At 38.8% G+C, this 14,464-nt stretch carries 14 protein-coding genes, 2 tRNA genes and 1 pseudogene; 6 read left to right on the forward strand and 11 right to left on the reverse strand.

The features are described from left to right. Window positions 1-185 precede the first annotated feature (185 nt). From panD to A2003_RS02860, 9 genes are all read right to left on the reverse strand, one after another. Window positions 186-566 carry an aspartate 1-decarboxylase gene (gene panD, locus A2003_RS02820; protein WP_004914001.1) on the reverse strand — a complete coding sequence of 127 codons (381 nt, stop codon included), beginning with the start codon at window positions 564-566 and terminating at the stop codon, window positions 186-188. Between the two features lie 144 nt (window positions 567-710). After that, window positions 711-1,292, reverse strand: coding sequence for an aminoacyl-tRNA hydrolase (gene pth / locus A2003_RS02825; protein WP_004913999.1), 582 nt, complete (start codon window positions 1,290-1,292; stop codon window positions 711-713). Between the two features lie 19 nt (window positions 1,293-1,311). Then, window positions 1,312-1,608 carry a 50S ribosomal protein L25 gene (gene rplY, locus A2003_RS02830; RefSeq protein ID WP_004913998.1) on the reverse strand — a complete coding sequence of 99 codons (297 nt, stop codon included), beginning with the start codon at window positions 1,606-1,608 and terminating at the stop codon, window positions 1,312-1,314. Window positions 1,609-1,705: 97 nt separating this feature from the next. Continuing rightward, window positions 1,706-2,659 (reverse strand): ribose-phosphate pyrophosphokinase, encoded by a 954-nt coding sequence (locus tag A2003_RS02835; RefSeq protein ID WP_004913997.1) that lies wholly within the window; start codon window positions 2,657-2,659, stop codon window positions 1,706-1,708. Between the two features lie 37 nt (window positions 2,660-2,696). After that, window positions 2,697-2,771, reverse strand: a tRNA-Gln gene (locus A2003_RS02840). Between the two features lie 85 nt (window positions 2,772-2,856). Further along, window positions 2,857-2,931 (reverse strand) — tRNA-Gln (locus tag A2003_RS02845). Next, window positions 2,930-3,763, reverse strand: a complete 834-nt coding sequence (gene ispE, locus A2003_RS02850) for a 4-(cytidine 5'-diphospho)-2-C-methyl-D-erythritol kinase (protein WP_075696188.1) — start codon at window positions 3,761-3,763, stop codon at window positions 2,930-2,932. The genes A2003_RS02845 and ispE overlap by 2 nt, the downstream gene beginning before the upstream one ends. 16 nt (window positions 3,764-3,779) lie before the next feature. After that, a complete protein-coding gene (gene lolB / locus A2003_RS02855) occupies window positions 3,780-4,361 on the reverse strand; it encodes a lipoprotein insertase outer membrane protein LolB (RefSeq protein ID WP_075696189.1) in 582 nt (193 codons plus the stop codon). 4 nt (window positions 4,362-4,365) lie between these two features. Beyond that, complete coding sequence (locus tag A2003_RS02860; RefSeq protein ID WP_075696190.1) at window positions 4,366-6,084, reverse strand: tetratricopeptide repeat protein; 1,719 nt, start codon at window positions 6,082-6,084, stop codon at window positions 4,366-4,368. A 79-nt stretch (window positions 6,085-6,163) separates the two neighbouring features. On the opposite strand from A2003_RS02860, the gene hemA reads away from it, so the two are divergent. Further along, a complete protein-coding gene (gene hemA, locus A2003_RS02865) occupies window positions 6,164-7,447 on the forward strand; it encodes a glutamyl-tRNA reductase (protein ID WP_004913977.1) in 1,284 nt (427 codons plus the stop codon). 4 nt (window positions 7,448-7,451) lie between these two features. On the opposite strand, the gene A2003_RS02870 is transcribed toward hemA, so the two are convergent. Then, on the reverse strand, window positions 7,452-9,335 hold the full coding sequence (locus A2003_RS02870) for a DNA primase (protein ID WP_075696191.1): 1,884 nt from the start codon (window positions 9,333-9,335) through the stop codon (window positions 7,452-7,454). A 126-nt stretch (window positions 9,336-9,461) separates the two neighbouring features. After that, window positions 9,462-10,559, reverse strand: a complete 1,098-nt coding sequence (locus A2003_RS02875) for an outer membrane protein assembly factor BamD (protein ID WP_075696192.1) — start codon at window positions 10,557-10,559, stop codon at window positions 9,462-9,464. Between the two features lie 71 nt (window positions 10,560-10,630). On the opposite strand from A2003_RS02875, the gene rluD reads away from it, so the two are divergent. The 5 genes and pseudogenes from rluD to A2003_RS02900 form a co-directional block, all read left to right on the forward strand. Further along, window positions 10,631-11,680, forward strand: coding sequence for a 23S rRNA pseudouridine(1911/1915/1917) synthase RluD (rluD, locus tag A2003_RS02880; RefSeq protein ID WP_075696883.1), 1,050 nt, complete (start codon window positions 10,631-10,633; stop codon window positions 11,678-11,680). 19 nt (window positions 11,681-11,699) lie between these two features. Further along, on the forward strand, window positions 11,700-12,440 hold the full coding sequence (pgeF, locus tag A2003_RS02885) for a peptidoglycan editing factor PgeF (protein WP_004913973.1): 741 nt from the start codon (window positions 11,700-11,702) through the stop codon (window positions 12,438-12,440). Between the two features lie 83 nt (window positions 12,441-12,523). After that, the gene (locus A2003_RS02890; RefSeq protein WP_042892621.1) at window positions 12,524-13,081 is read left to right on the forward strand and encodes a flavodoxin family protein; all 558 of its coding nucleotides are present in this window, start codon (window positions 12,524-12,526) and stop codon (window positions 13,079-13,081) included. Between the two features lie 77 nt (window positions 13,082-13,158). Continuing rightward, window positions 13,159-14,247, forward strand: coding sequence for a helix-turn-helix transcriptional regulator (locus A2003_RS02895; RefSeq protein WP_286686777.1), 1,089 nt, complete (start codon window positions 13,159-13,161; stop codon window positions 14,245-14,247). Continuing rightward, window positions 14,240-14,464: pseudogene (locus tag A2003_RS02900) on the forward strand (hypothetical protein); the annotation flags it as partial. The gene A2003_RS02895 and the pseudogene A2003_RS02900, both read left to right, overlap by 8 nt.

A 14,464-nucleotide genomic window follows, 5' to 3' on the forward strand; every position in this document is an offset into this window, starting at 1 on the left:
CTACCTTTATAGGTTTAATTATGAACAGTAAATGTCAACAGACCCTAATATTTTGCAAGTGAGGTTCAGTAAAACCTATCAATAGTTTGACGCATTTTTGTATTGATTTGGACATATCAGAAAATATACCCATAAAAAAAGCCAGTACACGATGACTGACTTTTTTGGGAATCTTGTGTTTTGTATTAAGCAATCTGTACAGGAATGCAGTTCGCTGTATGATTTACAGTGTTGTCTGGATTTGCATATACTAAGCGTGGCTTATGAAGATCAGCTTCTACTTCAGTAAAATCACCAAATGTCGCAATAATGACTAAATCACCAACATCAGCTTGATGAGCAGCACCACCGTTCACAGAGATAATGCCTGAATCATCTTCACCGCGAATTGCGTAAGTTGTAAAGCGTTTACCGTTAGTTACGTTCCATACGTGGATTTCTTCGTATTCACGAATCCCTGCTAAGTCCATTAATACACCATCAATTGCACAAGAACCTTCGTAATGAAGTTCTGCATGTGTCACAACTGCACGGTGAATTTTACATTTTAATAAACGAGATAGCATGGCTAGCGTCTCCTGAGTAAGACCTAAGATGAATATCTTATGGTTGACTTGTCACGTTTCCGCAGGGTGTAGGCGGTTTGATGCGCATTTTGCGCTTAAAAACACAATATGGCAAGCGTGATTGTTCAACAATTCAGTTTAAGTTTAAGCGGGTTTGTAAGCATTAATTTGATTCATCGCTTGTGAAACTTGTCCATCAACAAGCATTTTCACTTTTGAAAGCGCATGATCAATTGCTGCATCCATTAAATCTTGTTCACTGCTAGGAGCTTTGCCAAGCACATGACCAGAAACACGTTCTTTGGAGCCAGGATGTCCAATTCCAATACGTAAACGATGGAAGTTAGGACCGATATGCGGAACAATATCACGAAGACCATTATGTCCACCGTGTCCGCCACCTGTTTTTAAACGAATTATGCCAGGATCCATATCCAGTTCATCATGGGCGATTAAGATCGCTTCTGGTGTGACTTGATAAAATTTGGCAAATGGCACAACACTTTGACCTGAACGGTTCATAAATGTTGTTGGTAAGAGTAAGCGTACGTCATGACCTTCAATTTGACCACGACCAGTGAACCCATGAAACTTTGGTTCTGCTTTTAAAGAGATACCATAACGATCAGCAAGTTGTTCAACGAACCAAAAGCCTGCATTATGGCGGGTTTGGGCATATTCCTTACCAGGATTACCCAAACCAACAATTAGCGAAATATTTGACACTAATTTACGCCTTTAACACTTATGCGCGTTTGAAGTCAGCGTGCATAGGAGTGTTTTTAGCTGGGTGACGTTGTAACGCTTGGATTTTAACGTTTTCAACTTTATCACCGATCTTGATTTCGATCACTTCTTCAAAGAATTCGTTGCTTTCTAAAGCTTTAACGATTTCACGAAGTTCTAAAGTGATTGTTACAGGCTCAGCGCTACCACCGTAGATGATTGCTGGAATTTGTGAAGCATGACGAAGGCGGCGGCTCGCACCTTTCCCTTGTAGTGCAGCTTCACGTGCTTGAGCGTTTAATACGAAGTTTGCCATGGGCATATCCTCATTGAGATTATGAAACTAAACTTGCGACCAGTTTAGTGATAGAAAAACCCTAGCTAAGCTAGGGTTTAAGAAAAAAGCTGGGCTATTATAGATAACTATCGAACATAGCGCTAATAGATTCTTCGTTGTTAATACGACGAATTGTTTCAGCAACCATGCTAGCTACAGATACTTGGCGAATTTTACCTAAGTTTAAAGCTTCATCTGAAAGAGGAATCGTGTCGGTAACAACAAGTTCATCAATAACAGAATTACGAAGATTATCAATTGCTTTGCCAGATAAAACAGGGTGAGTTGCATAAGCAATAACACGGCGAGCACCAAATTGTTTAAGTGCATCGGCAGCTTTGCAAAGCGTACCTGCTGTATCTACCATGTCATCAACAATGACACAGTCACGATCTTTTACGTCACCAATCAAATGCATCACTTGTGATTCATTTGCTTTTTGACGACGTTTATCGATGATAGCTAAATCAATATCACCTAATTGTTTTGCAACAGCACGTGCACGAACAACACCACCAACGTCAGGTGAAACCACCATAAGGTTGTCATGTTGTTGTTGACGTAGGTCTGCCAATAACGCTGGCGTTCCGTAGATGTTGTCAACAGGAATATCAAAGAAACCTTGAATTTGGTCTGCGTGTAAGTCGATCATTACCACACGGTCGATCCCAACAGTTGTCAACATATCTGCTACAACTTTAGCCGTAATCGGTACACGTGCTGAACGTGGACGACGATCTTGGCGAGCATAGCCAAAATATGGAATAACTGCAGTAATACGACCAGCACTTGCACGACGCAAAGCATCTGCCATTACCAAGATTTCCATAAGGTTATCATTGGTTGGTGCGCAAGTAGATTGAACGATAAAAACGTCTTTACCACGAACATTTTCAGTAATTTCAACTGAAATTTCACCATCAGAAAACTTGCTTACAGAAGCAGCACCGAGTGGAATATGTAAATGGCTTACGACTTTTTGGGCGAACTGTGGATGAGCACTTCCACTAAAAACGACAAGATTGGGCATGAAGCACCCTTGGCGGTTGGCTTATAATGAATTTGGATGGCAGGGGCGGCTGGATTCGAACCAACGGATGGCGAGATCAAAACCCGCTGCCTTACCACTTGGCGACGCCCCTAATGCGGCAGAACTTTAATCGTTTTGCATGATAATGTCAATATGATTGAACAGGTATCAATATAAAACAAGTCTGTCTAAAGATATGGCAGGGGCGGCTGGATTCGAACCAACGGATGGCGAGATCAAAACCCGCTGCCTTACCACTTGGCGACGCCCCTAACGTGTAACTTTGAAATGTCTTAAAGGTGATTCTGCTAAACTGTTGACCAAGTAAGCTTTACAAGGTGCGTTTTGCAAAATCTTCTTTGTATCCATTTCACTGGTTACTTCAGTAAAAACACAAGCACCTGTACCTGTAAGCTTTGCTAGACCAAATTGATCTAAATATTGCATCGCTTCTTCAACTTCAGGGTATAACTGTCGAGCCAGAGGTTCGAAGTTATTTCCAAAGCTAGAAGGTTCTAACTGATAGGCGCAAAATTTAGTGATCTTAGAGTCTCTTGTCAATGTTTTTTGTGAAAATAACAATTGAGTGCTGATAAAACAATCAGGTTTTAAAATAATGAATTGTTTTTGATCTAAGTCTATGAATGATAAATGTTCACCTATGCCTTCTGCCCATGCATTTCGACCATAAATGAAGACAGGAACATCTGCACCAAGTTGCACACCATATTCAGCCAACTGTGTTTCATTTAAGCCGCATTCCCAAAGTTGATTGAGCACAATCAGTGTGGTTGCGGCATTGGATGATCCACCACCAAGACCAGCACCCATAGGAATATTTTTCTCTATCAAAATTTTTAGTCCACACGGTTTTTTTGCATGTGGGCGTAATAATTGTGCTGCACGATAGATGAGATTTTGTTCAAGTTGAACTTCAGCAATACCTTCAATCTGTATTATTTCTTCAGACAAATTTTCAAAAGTCATCCAATCATATAGGTCAATCAATTGAAAAATCGTCTGTAATTCATGGTAACCGTTCGCTCGACGACCAGTAATATGCAGAAATAAATTTAATTTTGCAGGTGAAGGTATTCTAATCATAGATTAATTTAATCAATTATCGATTTTGAATCACCATTGTAATACGGTTTTCTTTATCTTCCGCAAGTGGTTGTTTAAGTAATAATTTATTTGGCAGCATTTGTGCGTCGTTATAACTAAAATCAACTGTCCAACCATCTTCAATGAGTTGCTTCAATCTATTATTTTCATCTTTTATGATTTGCGCATTTTGAGTCGCAGGTTTGGCTTGTACCCAATACGTCAAGTGCATAATTGGTGCTTGCCATCCTGTAGCTTTTTCAAGTAATTCTTCAGGTGTGGTCGCTGAAATAAGTCCAGTTTTTGCACTATTTAGTGTGACTTCACCAGGTTTACCTTGAATTTGTGTTTTTCCAACACCTAGGATTCCAGTTAATTCAATATCAAATTCATCTTGTTGCTGTGCCCATGTAAAGAATGCACTGCCAGATTGCTGCGGTGTGCGAACCCCAATTTTGCCTTGTAAGTTAAAATTATTTTCATCTTGAACTTGCGGTGTCACGATTGGTTTTTGGGGTTGAGTTAGGCTTTGACAACCACTAAGTATTAAAACACTTGAACTACAAATCGCAATGCATAGTTTTGACAATGAGCGCATGAATTTAACTCTTTTTTACTGTGACAGGTAAGATTAAGCCATCAAGTTGTTGTAATTGTGGGGCATTTACATGTTTTTGTTTTAATTGATGTAACACATCACTAAATTGAGTGAGAGCACCTTGCATATACAATGCTTTGGCATATCGAATTCCAATATTTACATTCTGGCTAATTTCATACGCTTGCCCAAGGACTTTGACTGCGGTATCAAAATCATTTTGTAAAAATGCGATATAACCTAGTGTATCTAAAATTGAAGCTTGTTCTGGTGCAAATTCTAGTGCGAGTTCCGCATACTTTCGTGCCTCTTTTAAGCGACGATTTTGTAAAGCAAGGGTATAGGCGTATGCATTAAGATAGGTTGGGCTGTTTGGCTCAATTGCCAATAATTGTTTCAGAGTCTTATCTAATTTATCTCGATCAGTGAAAGGATCAAGTAATAGTACTTCTGCATAAATGAGTTCAGGATCATCTGGCAAATTCTTTATTGCTTCATCCAGTAATGCTAAAGCCGCTTTTTTATTATTCATTTTCTTTAAAATATCAGCTTGCGCTTGATATAAGAAACTTGCATGTTGAGGATAATTCACACGCTCTTGGGTTAAGAAGCGTAGTGCATCATTCAATTGTTCTTGTTTTTCAAAAATAGCAATCATATTGCGTCTAGACACGATATATAAACTGCCGTCTACTAATCGATAATATGCCTTTGCTGTTTCATAATGCTGTTTGCGTTGAGCATTGATGGCTAAGTAGTAATAGGCTTCATTTTGATATTTGCTTGAATTACGCAAATCGACTAAGTACTGTTCTGCTTTTTCATATTGCTTTAGATCAATACTGGTTAAGCCCGCAATGAACAGTGCTTCTTCAGCATTTGGATGATCTTTTATAACATCTTCAAGTTTTTCTAATGCTGTTTGCTGATCATTGATCTGAATGTAATAACGCGCTTCCGCTAAACGAATATCGAGATTTTCTTTATTCTTGCGGCTTGCTTTAGCAAACCATTTTTGGGTTGCTTCATCATCTTGTAAAGCCATTAGCAGGTTGGCTTTCATTAAAATAAAACTAGTCGACTTAGACCGTTTACGCAATGCACGGTTAATATTCTTAAGCGCTTGCTCATACAAACCATCTTGCGCTTCTAGACCTGCGATCAAAGCCAATATCGAAGGATTGTCTTTTTCTGTGCTGGCACGTAAAGCATTCAATAAGATTTCGCGATCTTGAGCATTCTCAGGAGCAATTCCAGCCAAAATTTGTTCTAGATTAGAAGTAGGATCAATATTAAGAATTTTATCTAAGGTTTTTGCCGCAAGTTCATATTCATGCGTTTTTAATGCAATATGTGATAAGTAAAATAATGCTGGAACATCTTTAGGCTCTTGTTCAACCCAGTGCGTTGCAATATTTAATGCCGCTTGTAGATCATTGTATTCAAGAGCAACATCTAATGCGCGTTGCTTAATAGTTGTAGAGTTACTACGAATGGCAAGAACGGTGTAATTGTGTAATGCGGTTGCAATATTATCATAAGCAAGGGAAAATTCAGCAATCATGCTCTGTTGTAGTGCATTCTCAAAACTTTTGTCAGCATACATATCGTGTATTGCTTGTGCAGAGACATAAGAGCTCATGCTACCTAACAACAAGATTGTGGTAGAATACCGTCGAATCGTCTTGCCGCTAAACTTATTACGGCGATATAGCTGACGCAATTTTTATTGATCCAAAGTAATGCTTTTTATGACACCGATGTTGCACAATAACATAAATTTAGCGAAATGATGATCTGATATGTCTTTCTTTGCATTGGGTGTCAACCATCAAACAGCTTCTGTTGAATTACGTGAGCAAATCGCTTTCAATGCAGAGCGGTTAGCTGCGCTATTGCAGGAGCAACGTCAACATCCTTCATTGAAAGATATGGTGGTTGTGTCTACATGCAACCGCACAGAAGTTTATGCCATGACAGAAGACGCGGATAGCGTCTTAAACTGGCTCGCCCAAGTGAATAATATTGATGTAAAACAATTAACTCATCATGTTTATCGTTACGAAAACGCTCAAGCTGTTACACATTTAATGCGTGTTGCCAGTGGTTTGGATTCGCTGATGTTAGGCGAACCACAAATTTTAGGACAGGTAAAAAGTGCTCTGGCCTTATCAAAAGATGCTGAAACAGTATCCCCAGAATTGAATAGTGTTTTTGAATATGCTTTCTACGCAGCAAAGCGTGTACGCTCAGAAACATCAGTCGGTAGCCATGCCGTATCAATGGGTTATGCCGTTGCGCAACTAGCATCACAAGTATTTAGCCACCCAGAAAAAATAACGATAATGATTGTTGCTGCGGGTGAAATGAATACTTTGGTTGCCAAGCACCTCGCTGAAATGGGCGTGGCAAAAATGTTAATTTGTAATCGCAGTCGTGAACGAGCAGATCTTCTTGCTCAAGAAATTGCCCATCAAGTCGATGTTGAAATTATTCCTTTCAATGAGTTAGCACAAAATTTATATCGCGCAGATGTAGTTTCAAGTTGTACAGGAAGTTTGCATCAAGTGATCGGATATGCAGATGTTAAATCAGCATTGAAGAAACGGCGTTATCAACAAATGTTGATGGTGGATTTAGCTGTTCCACGTGATATTGATCCAAAAGTTGAGTCACTAGATAACGTTTATTTATATGGCGTAGATGATTTACAAAGTGTGATAGATGAGAATCTTGCACAGCGTCGTCAAGCTGCTGTTGAAGCAGAAGTGATGGTAAATCAATTAGCGACACAATTGATTACTCAACAAAAAGTTAAAGAGGCGGGCGGAACGATACAAGCCTACCGCCAACATAGCGAAGAAATGAGTCAAATTGAATTAGAACATGCCATGGATGCATTACAACATGGACATCCGCCTGAGCAAGTTCTGCAAGAGTTTGCTCATCGTTTGACGCAAAAATTGATGCATCCGACCTCCATTTTATTGCGTGAGGCGGCTAAAGCTGAGAGCCCTGATTATTTTGAATGGCTACAGCAGCATCTTCATGAAGTATTTGAGCATGAGCGCAAGCCAAAACAATAAAAAATTAGGATAGTAAGCGTAAGCTAATTTGCTTAGTTAATTCATTCAATTGCTGACGTAAGTTGCGTGATTCAATCAGTGTAATTGGTGATTTAAGTTTTAATCTTAAATATTTTTCCTGTAAACCTAGAGCATATTCCTTTGCTAATTTATCTGCAATTTCAGGTGCCTGAGTTAATGATTGAATATTGGTGCGTTGCATAATATCAGCAATCTCATGGCTAAAATTGCTACATGCACCGAGTACATAATAAGTAGCTAACTCTTGATCATCAGGTAGATCATCAAACACGATATTTAGTACGGCTAAAATCTTGGCTAACAATTCTGTTTGATCAATCACCGCACGTAATTCTTCAAAATGGATATAAAGAAAGGGGTGATGCATCAAAATAGCGATCGCAAAATCTTCATCTTTGGTTTGGATATTAAAAGAAAGCGAAGCATCATGACTAATTTGTGGGGTAAAGCGTTTACCCAAGCCAAGTTTTTCACGGAAAGATTGGGTGAGCAAATAACGGAAAGAACCATGTTTGGGTAATAACTCCGTTAATTCTCGTAGTTCTCCCATGACTAAACTTTTACCTTCAGGTGTGCTGACATCATGTTGCCCTGTTAAATGGGCAAATACGAAGTCAGACAACAGTGGTGATTGTTGCAATAGCCTTTGGAAGTTTTCTAAACCTTCTCGACGAATCAAAGAGTCAGGATCATGCTCATTGGGTAATACAAAAAACTTTAATTCACGCCCATCATTAAGAAGTGGTAATGCGATTTCTAATGTACGACGTGCTGCTTTTTGACCTGCAGCATCACCATCGAAAGCGATGGTGATTCGCGAATTTTGCTTAAATAATGTGGTTAAGTGATCTGCATTACTTGCTGTTCCTAGTGTGGCGACAGCACCATTAATGCCGTATTGCTGCAAGGCGATGACATCCATATAACCTTCAACCATCAACCAATCATTGGCTTTAAGTTTACGACCCTCATATAAACCATAAAGTAATTGGTTCTTGTGAAAAACTTCTGAATCAGGTGAGTTGATGTATTTGGGTTTAATTTCATCATTTAATGCACGACCACCAAAACCGACCACACGTCCTTTGTGATCACGGATGGGGAAGATCACACGTTCTCGTAACAAATCAAAATCACGTCCACTATCACTAGAGCGAATTAAGCCAAGTTGCTTTAAGCCTTCAATATCTTGAGGGAAAGCTTTTTCTAAATGCTGCCAGTCTTCGGGCGCGTAACCTAAACGCCAAAATTGAATTGTTTGTGGTGACAAGCCGCGCTGCCTAAAATAATTCTGAGCTTTTTGACTATTAGGTAGCTGACGCTCATAAAATTGAGCTACATTTTCAAGAAGATCATATAAATTGCCTTCTTGTACATTTTCTTCAAATGCGAAAGACGGATCAAACTGCGCAAAAGGATCATCTATGAAACGATCCATATCTACAAAGTGCCCATCGGTATAGTCATCAACAGCAGGAGGCGGAGTTGTATGAGTCTCTTGTGCTACAGTTGGTGCTGTTTTTGTAATAGTCTGAGAACTACGTTTGTAGGATAGTTTTTTATTATCTTGGTTATCCTTGGGTAAATCGATACCTGTTTTATCAGATAGTTCCTTCATTACATCAACAAAGTTACGACCATCAATATCCATTAAAAAACGAATTGCATTGCCATTTGCCTGACAACCAAAGCAGTGATAGTACTGTTTATCACGATAAACATGGAATGAGGGGGACTTTTCTTGATGGAATGGACAACAGCCAGAATAGGTACGCCCAGTCTTTTTTAACTTCACACGTTGACCAATCAAATCGACAATGTCGGTTCGATCTAAAATTTGATCAATCGTATGTTGTGGAATCGCCATGTGCATTTAACCATTCAGGTAGAAAGTGAAATATTTTGCCGAGCAAAATGTCAGAAATTATTGTTGCATAAAATAAAAAACAGGCAAGGAGAGTCTTGCCTGTTTGATGTATCAGATGATTGCAAATTAGTTTGCAGCATCGTCCTCTGATGAGTTTGTTGCTTCTGGTTTATCTAAAAGCCCAAAGCTAAGACGATTTGTCCAACTCGGCTTATTATTTTCAGCTGGTGCTACTGGTGTGACAACGGGTTCAGGTTGAGATGTTGACTCTGTTTCAGATTTATCAAGTAAACCAAAACTTAGGCGGTTGGTTAGGCTGCGCTGTTGAGCTTCAGATTTAACTTCTTCTTTCACTTCAACTGTTTTAGATTCACGACCTAACAAGCCCAAAGTAGCACGATTTACCCAACTACCTTCTTTGCGAGCAGCGCGTAGATTTACTTCACCGTTTGATTTCACAAGGTTTGGATAATTGAGTTTTAGAATTTCGATATATTGCTGAGCAGTCGAATTATCACCAAGCTTTTGATAGCTGTAGGCAAGTGTCGCTAAAGCTTCAGGTGTTTGAGGCGTTTGAGGATAATGCTCAATCACCCATTGTGCACGCTCTGCTGCAGCCAACCATGCTTTACGTTGGATATTAAAACGTGCCGCATTCATTTCACTTTCAGCCAATTCTTGACCAATAAATTTCATGCGTTGCGCCGCATCAACAGAATATTTACTGCTTGGGAAACGGCGAATTAAATCTACAAAATTCTGGTATGCAACTTTTACATAGCTCACATCACGATGTGACTGTTGTAAAGAAGTGTAACGAATTAAGCTATCGTAGTTCATTTCCATGTTCGCTACGCCACGAACATAATAAGCATAATCAACATTTGGATGCTGTGGATTTAGACGGATAAAACGCTCTGCAAGCGCAATCGTGCCTTCATAATCTTTCTGTTTGAATTTTGCATAGAGAAGTTCAAGTTGAGCTTGTTGCGTGTAGCGTCCTGTTGGATAGTAGGTATCTAACGCTTCAAGAGATTTAACCGCATCAGTGTATTGATTGCGATCAAGAGACTTTTGTGCTTTTTCGAAATAAACTTGCTCACTTGATTGTGGTCCTTTATCAACCACTTCTTTTTTACTTGGATTGCTGCTACAGCCCACAAATGCAGACGCTACACCTAAAGAAAGTGCAAGCATCGTAATTTTATAACGTGGTAGCGACATAAAAACTCCTCTGTTATTCTGGGCAATGAGCTACAATGGTTCTATTAAACCATTTTTGTACCGATCATCAAATGACTTCAGCACAATCTTCCAATTCAAACTTCTCTGAAACAGATTTCTTACTCGAAGATTCTGTGGATGCAGATAATCATAATTCTGACTCAACTGCAACACGTTTATCGTTGCAAATACAACTCGATGAAGAGTATCTCGGTCAGCGTATCGACCAAGTCGCGGCTATGGTATGGAGCGAATTTTCGCGAGAAAAACTTAAACAGTGGATGAAAGATGGTCATCTGTTGGTAAATGGTAACATCGTAAAACCGAAGTATCGTTGTGAAGGTAATGAGTTTCTAACCTTAGAAGTTGAGTTAGAAGCACAAACGACAAGCCAGCCTGAAAATATACCACTCAATGTTGTCTATGAAGATGATGATATTATCGTGATCAATAAAGAAGTAGGGATGGTCGTTCATCCAGGTGCTGGTAATCCATCGGGAACATTGGTCAATGCATTACTTTATCATGCGCCAAAACTTGCAGAACTTTCCCGAGCTGGTTTGGTTCATCGTATTGATAAAGATACCAGTGGTTTATTGGTTGTTGCCAAAAATCTAGAAGCTCAATTTTCGCTAAGTAAACAGCTCGCTAAAAAAACAGTCTATCGTGTATATGATCTAGTGGTTTATGGAAACATTATCGCTGGTGGAACGATTGATGAGCCGATTAAAAGACATCCAGTCGATCGCGTGAAAATGGCGATCCTACCTGGTGGTCGAGAAGCGGTAACTCACTATAACGTGAAAGAACGATTTAGAGATTTTACTCGCGTTCAAGCGCAACTAGAAACAGGACGTACTCATCAGATCCGCGTGCATTTTAGCTATCTAGGATATGGTTTAGTCGGTGATCCAGTCTATGTAAATCGTGTGCGTTTACCTGCTGGTGCTTCTGAAACATTGATTGATATGTTGCGTAGCTTTAAACGTCAAGCCTTGCATGCAGCAAAACTTGGTCTCGTTCATCCTCGCACTGGTGAAGAAATGATGTTTGAAGCTCCGTGGCCTGAAGACTTTAAGCAATTAGTTGAAGTATTGCGCACTGAAAATAAGGCTTATTAAACGATCTTTGGAATAAAATATGGAATTTGTACAAGGTTTGCCTAAAGGTGTTTACGTCGGTCAAACGTGTATTGAGCATCCTCAAGCGATTGCAACGCCAAATCAAAATCTAAAAGGTTTTAATTTAGCATTGCATGTTAATGATGAAGCACAGCGAGTTCAGCAACATCGCATGATTTTGCTTAATCAACTATCAAATTATGGTGTTGATAAGATTACATGGATGACACAAACGCACAGCACGATTTGTCTAACTATCAATGAACAAATTCCATTTAATGCCCTTGAAGGCGATGGCTTAGTCACACAGCGTGCAGGACATGCACTCATGATGATGACAGCGGATTGTTTACCAGTCGTTTTAGGAAATGCTGAGGGTACAGAGGTTGCTAATCTACATGCAGGCTGGAGAGGTTTGGCGAATGGTATCATTGAAAACACCGTCGCTCAGATGCAATCGCAGCCAGCTTGGGCATGGTTAGGAGCTGCGATTAGTCAACCTTGCTTTGAGGTCGGGGCAGAGGTGAAAGCTGCATTCTGTGAAAAATATACTGAACTGGAATTTGCATTTATCTCAGGACAGACTGAGGGTAAATATTTAGCTGATTTATATGCAATCGCTCGATTTATTTTAAATCGCTTAGGTGTGCAGAATGTTTTGGGTGGTAATCAATGTTCATTCCGACAAACTACAGATTATTTTTCTTATCGTCGAGATTCTAAAACAGGACGTATGGCAACATTTGTGTTTATGCAATAATTTTAATTCAATAAGCAGTTGATTCGCTTAGTTGTGATTAAAAATGTTAAACTTGATTCAATTCATTGGTTTTTAAATTTTCCATGTCTTTCATTGATCAAGAAACTCCTAAAGTTCAAGTTTGTGTAATTTTTCATAGTCCTTATGGACATACTGCAAAAGTTGCGCAACATATTGCTCAAGGTGCGGAACAGGGAGGGGCAGAAGTGCATCTCATTTCTGTTGCTGCTCCACAGTGGGATTTAATCGATCAAGCAGATGTGATCGTAATGGGTTGCCCAACTTATATGGGTAGTCTGACTTCTGCGCTCAAGCAATTCATGGAAGACTCGTCTAAGCGATGGCTTGCGCGAACTTGGCAAGGAAAAATAGCTGCGGGCTTTACCAATGGTGGTGGATTAAGCGGTGATAAATTGGCGGTGTTGCAACAGATCAATCTGTTTGCAATGCAGCATGGCATGTTATGGGCGGGATTACCGTTTATGCCAACAGGACGAAGTCCATCAGATATTAACCGTATGTCCAGCTTTCTAGGTTTAATGACTCAATCAGATAATGCAAGCGTCGAAGTAACACCACCAGAAGGTGATTTAGAAACCGCACGTAAATTTGGCAAATATTTAGCAGAATTAAAAAAGTAAAAAATATTTTGTGAGACACTGTTTGTCTCACAGGGGTGCTATTCTCATTTCAACCATATGATTAATGAGATTGCATCATGGATAAATCAATTTCGAGCCAAGTAGAGAGAATACTTAATCTTTACCATGCTTTACCACGAGAACCGCAAAAAGCGTATTCTATTGAAGAGTTAAAACATAAAGTTCGACATTTCTATAATAATGAAATTGATGAGAGATCATTAAAAAAGAATATATTACGTGATTTAAAAACAATTGAATTTATTTTGGTTTCTGGAACCTTAATAGAGGTTAAAGCAAGTGGTCGTCATGCATCTAGTTTTTGCTTAAGTAAAAATGCATGCATAGAACAATTTAGTTCTGAGCTTGCGTTGGTTTTAGTGATGGCAAAAGAATATCTAAGCCACAATTTACCTAATAATATTTACAAGAAGGTGAAAGGTTTTTTCGAAGCTGCGGAACAACAATTAGAAAAGGATACCCAAATCGGGTCATGGCATAGCAAAATAAGATTTGTACCTGATGGATATGGGGAAATTAATAGAGAAGAGCAATCAACACTTGCTACACAAAAGATTTATGAAGCTTTGCTAGATGATAATTTATGGATCAGTGCATTGTACCGTAAAGAAGGAAGCAGTGAGCAAACCAAATATATTTTAAAACCACAAGGCATTATTCAGCATGGACAGCAGCCATACTTAATTGCAAGTAAAATAGTAGGGAGTAAAAGTGAGCTCAGAACGTTTAATCTATTCAGATTTGATGAGGTTCATATAATTGAAGAAAAAGCTCATGTTGATATTAATCATTACGATATTGATATTCTTGTAGATGAACGGGAATTTGAAAATGCTTATTTTGATAGGGTTGAGCAAGAGATATTTTTTGTTTTTCATGAAGAATTATTAGAGGAATTAAAAATTAAACCAATTTGCGTTAATCAGGATATTAAACAAATAGAAGATCATGAATATTATGAATTGAGAGTTACAAGTTTTATTACTACGAGTCTAATGAATTGGTTGGTAGAAAAAGCTCACTTGATCCAAATCATAGCACCTCAAGAGCTTCGTGAGGAAGTTGTTTATAGAGCGACAGTTGCTCTAGAAAGAAATGATCATGGTGATTCAATAGTGAGTTTGGAGAGCCTGATCAATGATTAATCTCCAAGATAATAGCTTTGAAAATGATGCATCCATAAAGTTTGTATTGAATAACCTGCCTACTATTATTCAGCAGGCTTATGTTTTAGAAGAAAAAATTTCGCATAAAATTTTTACTGATATAGAAGCTATGATACTTAACTCTGAAAACTCTATTGTCCTTGAGTTAGATTGGCAAACGACGATATGGGAAATAAGTGCGAAGTTTGAATTTAGA

It is taken from the genome of Acinetobacter sp. GWC1_38_13, assembly GCF_001767535.1.
GTDB lineage: Bacteria > Pseudomonadota > Gammaproteobacteria > Pseudomonadales > Moraxellaceae > Acinetobacter > Acinetobacter junii.

Excerpts from the sequence above, each read along its gene's own strand:
- panD (WP_004914001.1), bottom strand. The coding sequence starts at position 566 with ATGCTATCTCGTTTATTAAAATGTAAAATTCACCGTGCAGTTGTGACA.
- rplY (WP_004913998.1), bottom strand. The coding sequence starts at position 1,608 with ATGGCAAACTTCGTATTAAACGCTCAAGCACGTGAAGCTGCACTACAA.
- A2003_RS02835 (WP_004913997.1), bottom strand. The coding sequence starts at position 2,659 with ATGCCCAATCTTGTCGTTTTTAGTGGAAGTGCTCATCCACAGTTCGCC.
- ispE (WP_075696188.1), bottom strand. The coding sequence starts at position 3,763 with ATGATTAGAATACCTTCACCTGCAAAATTAAATTTATTTCTGCATATT.
- lolB (WP_075696189.1), bottom strand. The coding sequence starts at position 4,361 with ATGCGCTCATTGTCAAAACTATGCATTGCGATTTGTAGTTCAAGTGTT.
- hemA (WP_004913977.1), top strand. The coding sequence starts at position 6,164 with ATGTCTTTCTTTGCATTGGGTGTCAACCATCAAACAGCTTCTGTTGAA.
- A2003_RS02870 (WP_075696191.1), bottom strand. The coding sequence starts at position 9,335 with ATGGCGATTCCACAACATACGATTGATCAAATTTTAGATCGAACCGAC.
- A2003_RS02875 (WP_075696192.1), bottom strand. The coding sequence starts at position 10,559 with ATGTCGCTACCACGTTATAAAATTACGATGCTTGCACTTTCTTTAGGT.
- rluD (WP_075696883.1), top strand. The coding sequence starts at position 10,631 with ATGACTTCAGCACAATCTTCCAATTCAAACTTCTCTGAAACAGATTTC.
- pgeF (WP_004913973.1), top strand. The coding sequence starts at position 11,700 with ATGGAATTTGTACAAGGTTTGCCTAAAGGTGTTTACGTCGGTCAAACG.
- A2003_RS02890 (WP_042892621.1), top strand. The coding sequence starts at position 12,524 with ATGTCTTTCATTGATCAAGAAACTCCTAAAGTTCAAGTTTGTGTAATT.
- A2003_RS02895 (WP_286686777.1), top strand. The coding sequence starts at position 13,159 with ATGGATAAATCAATTTCGAGCCAAGTAGAGAGAATACTTAATCTTTAC.